This window comes from uncultured Veillonella sp., from assembly GCF_963522475.1.
Taxonomy (GTDB): Bacteria; Bacillota; Negativicutes; order Veillonellales; family Veillonellaceae; genus Veillonella.
Genome location: NZ_CAUQYW010000029.1, coordinates 1 through 3,816, shown reverse-complemented (window position 1 = coordinate 3,816; position 3,816 = coordinate 1). Strand labels below are relative to the sequence as shown.

General features: G+C 37.5%; 4 protein-coding genes. All 4 read left to right on the top strand.

From position 1 onward, the window contains the following. The coding region (locus RWP19_RS09385; RefSeq protein WP_314357432.1) for an iron-containing alcohol dehydrogenase at window positions 1–950 on the top strand (950 nt) is incomplete at its 5' end. 23 nt (window positions 951–973) lie between these two features. Continuing rightward, window positions 974–1,804 carry a hypothetical protein gene (locus RWP19_RS09380; RefSeq protein WP_314357431.1) on the top strand — a complete coding sequence of 277 codons (831 nt, stop codon included), beginning with the start codon at window positions 974–976 and terminating at the stop codon, window positions 1,802–1,804. Window positions 1,805–1,834: 30 nt separating this feature from the next. Then, window positions 1,835–2,701, top strand: coding sequence for a hypothetical protein (locus RWP19_RS09375; RefSeq protein WP_314357430.1), 867 nt, complete (start codon window positions 1,835–1,837; stop codon window positions 2,699–2,701). Between the two features lie 229 nt (window positions 2,702–2,930). Beyond that, a partial coding sequence (locus RWP19_RS09370) for a nicotinate-nucleotide--dimethylbenzimidazole phosphoribosyltransferase (protein ID WP_314357429.1) occupies window positions 2,931–3,816 on the top strand: 886 nt, incomplete at its 3' end.

Sequence of the window (3,816 nt, the reverse complement as noted above, 5' to 3'; positions counted from 1 at the left end):
CTGCCTTAGACGGCGCTGCGTTAGCTAAATCTGAAAGCTGTGATATGGTTATTGCTATCGGCGGTGGTTCCATCATGGACTGTGCAAAAGGCATTGCTTTCATGGCTGTGAATGATGGTGATATTAACGATTATATTTTCAACCGTAAAACAAGTGATAATGCGCTGCCTCTTATTGTTATTCCAACGACTTGTGGTACCGGCTCTGAAGGCAACGGTTTTGGTGTTCTTACTAATCCTGAAACAGGTGATAAGAAATCCTTACGCTGCAATGCTATTGTGCCTAAGGTATCCATCGTAGACCCTGCTGTAATGGGTACAATGCCACCTCATGTATTGGCATCTGTAGGCTTTGATGCACTATGCCACAACATCGAGGCCTATACCTCTAAAACAGCACAACCTTTCACCGATGCGTTAGCTCATTATGCAGTGACATTATTAGCACAATACCTTGTACCACTATATAAACATGTGAAAGCAACGGCGGAAGCCAAATCAGCTGTTCTCAACGAAATTCAGCTTACAAAAGCTTGGGAGTCTGTTACATTAGCTAGCACAGTTGGGGGCATGGTTATTAACACAGCTGGTGTAACATTAGCACATGGTATGGAACATCCAGCCAGTGGCCTTAAAGATATTACCCATGGTGTAGGCCTTGCTGTTATTGAACCTGTTGCGGTGGAATATACATGGAGTGCAAACCCTGATAAATTTGGTGCTTTAGCTCGGATATTTAACCACGGAGATGGTTCTGAACTAGGCGAAGCATTACGCCTAATCGTACATGACCTAGACCTTACTACAAACCTTACAGAATTAGGCTTTACGAAAAAAGACATTCCATGGCTCGTGGATAATGTATACGTTGTAGCTACAGGCAATATAGCTAATACAGTGGCTGAAATAAGCCGTGACGATATTGAAGCGTTGTATAAGAAAATGTTCTAGTGTTGTCATAATAGGAGAGAGTTTTGTTCCAAGGATTTTATGGCCTATTGACGGTTATGCTATGCGTGTTGTTTACAATTGTGGTAGTGCTGTTTAATCTAGCGCCTATTACATATATTGTTTTTAGTATAGCCATAGCGGCGAGTGTATTTTTACAATATAGGCGCTTTAAGAAACAGTCCATATCTGAAAGTGCTCATAGCCGATTGGCTTGTGGGTTGTTTATTGTTATAACCCTTAGTATATCTTGGCTTGTAGCCGATTGGGTTAAGTATGATATTAATACAAGCGTCGATCAGTTTGAGGATTTTAAGTACAGTACAACTGATTGGAAACGGGGCTGGCCTAATAATAGCGAATTACCAGACGGACTTAAATCTCCTGAGCAGCTTCCGGAAGGTATTGATAAGGTGTCTATGTTACGAACGGATGTGGCGTGGGCTACGGCGTATCCTTATCGTTATGTAATTTTAGAGGGAGACCCTAAAGTAATTGATCAATATGAGGCAATCGCAAAACAACATGCAGCCTATACAGCTCAAATTGATAAATATAATAGATTACTAGATTTAGAGAGTGGCGAAGTAAAGCGTTTTATATCTCATCCTAATAGTTATCGCTTCATAGATAGCATTGAGGAGGAACCTCTAAATTTACCAAAACGGAGTTTTATAGAGTGGTTACGATTTGCACCTCGAAAAGAAACGAAAAGAGTTGTGAAGGAAACATATAATTCTACTAAAAATTATAGACTATATGTATTTGTAGATGATGGTAATACAAAAAGACCTCATTTTGTGGAACTTTTGATCCGTAATGATGGGACACGAGCTGTGTTTTATCAATCTAAGTAATTTGAGTAGGTATTGTTGTGGAGAGCGTAAATGCAACAGTGTTTAATTTACTTGAAGAAATTGTTTTTTTCTGATCCTTATAGAAAGAGTATATGGTTCTTTATAACTCTTTGGATATTAACTTTTTTGTTCTCGGATGAGATATCATATTCTGGATTATACTATCTGATTTTGTTAGTAGCTACGATTGTATTGTTGTTTGAGAAATGTGAAATAATCGATAGTGAGAACGCTATACGAAAAAGATTTTTAACATATTTTTATGTAATCTTTTTTCTATGTATGCTTCCTACATTAGCTGTTACCTTAGTGTTTTCTGCTGTAGGGATATCCCATTATGATATACAACGGTGGCACTCTACATGGCCTTCATCTAAGGCGGGGTATATTCCGTCTCCATTACAAGCACCTAAGTTTTTACCTGATAGTTTGAAAGTAGTTTCTTCTGCTGAAGTAATTGGAATAGGAGGAAATCAAAGCTGTTTAGTATTAGATGGTGATAAAGCAACGATTTCACGGTATGAGGAAACTGTTAAATCTAATGCTTGGTATTCGTTTATAAATGGAAGGGACAAGGATACTACAGTTGAAGAACTTAATTCATTTACATATCCAAAAGATAAAAATGTATTGGTTAGTGACATAAATAATTATTATGATATTATCACTATTCAACGACAAAACTGGAAATTATTTCCCTGGTTAATTAATGGTAGCCAGAGTGTCGGTGATGATCCTAATGAAGATTTTTATTATAGTACTAGGATATCGGCTGAGAAATATGTAGTGTATGTTGTTTACCATAACTTTAATCAAGATCAGCCTAGAGTCATTTACTTTATGTTTAATCCAGAGCGAACGCGAATGATTACTGTAGATATAGATATGTATCATTAGAGTTGGGCAGAGTTTATATATAAAATTTGGAACAATACTTGAATATATAACTCAAATAAAAGGTTATCCTGTAAGGGATAACCTATTTGTTTGTAATAAATTTATTTCTAGCGTGAAAGCTAATAAACCTCACATTACTAGATATGAGTTTTATGTTATACTTCTATATAGAATAATATCGAATTAATAGAAGGCTAGTTGGCATATTCTGTGCAGGCTAGAGATTAGAATGAAAGATAAGTCAGTATTACCAATTGAGGAACAATTAAATAGATTTCTTCAACCAAAATGCCTAATCCCTGGGGGTTTAGGCTTGTGGGAGGAGTATTTCCGAAAGATTTGTACTGCTTGGGGCGAGATTAGTGGTGAAATTCGACCTCAGCATATCATATTTTCTGCTGATAATGGTTGTAATATGGAAGGCTATGTAGGTTATAACTATGAGGTAACGCAAAAGCAGTCACGTAATATGCTCTTGGGTCGTTCGTCGGCTACACAGTTTTGTAACTTTAATAATATTCCTTATGAAGTTGTGGATGTAGGAATTGCCTCAGATGATGGCATCGGCGTGGATCGCAAGGTCGCAAAGGGGACAAAGAATATATTAAACCATCCTGCTATGACTGAGGCTGAATTTAATAGTGCCTTTCAATCTGGCTATGAACGAGTTGAACATTATGTAAAGCAAGGGATAAATCTTTTTTCCTTTGGTGAAATGGGACTTGGTAATACGACGACTTCTGCCTGTGTGTTGTCTGCCTTAACTGGAGCTAATCCCACTGAAACAGTAGGCCCCGGTTCTTGGCCGAATAAACCAGATTTGATGAAACGAAAAATTGATTTTGTGTGCGCTGTATTAGATAAGCATAAAACTAGTATCGTTTCTGACAGTGAAGTTGAAAGAGTTCGTAAAATCATAGCCCATGTAGGGGGCTTTGATATTGCTGCTATTCTTGGAGCTATGTTAGCTTGTGTAGATTTTAAAAAGCCCTTTGTTATTGATGGCTTTATTACAGCTGTAGCAGCAGCTGGTGCAGTACATATGAATGATCGTGTTAAAGATTATGCATTGCCATCTCATAACTCTCGAGAAAAAGGCACAGAGCTAGCTTTAG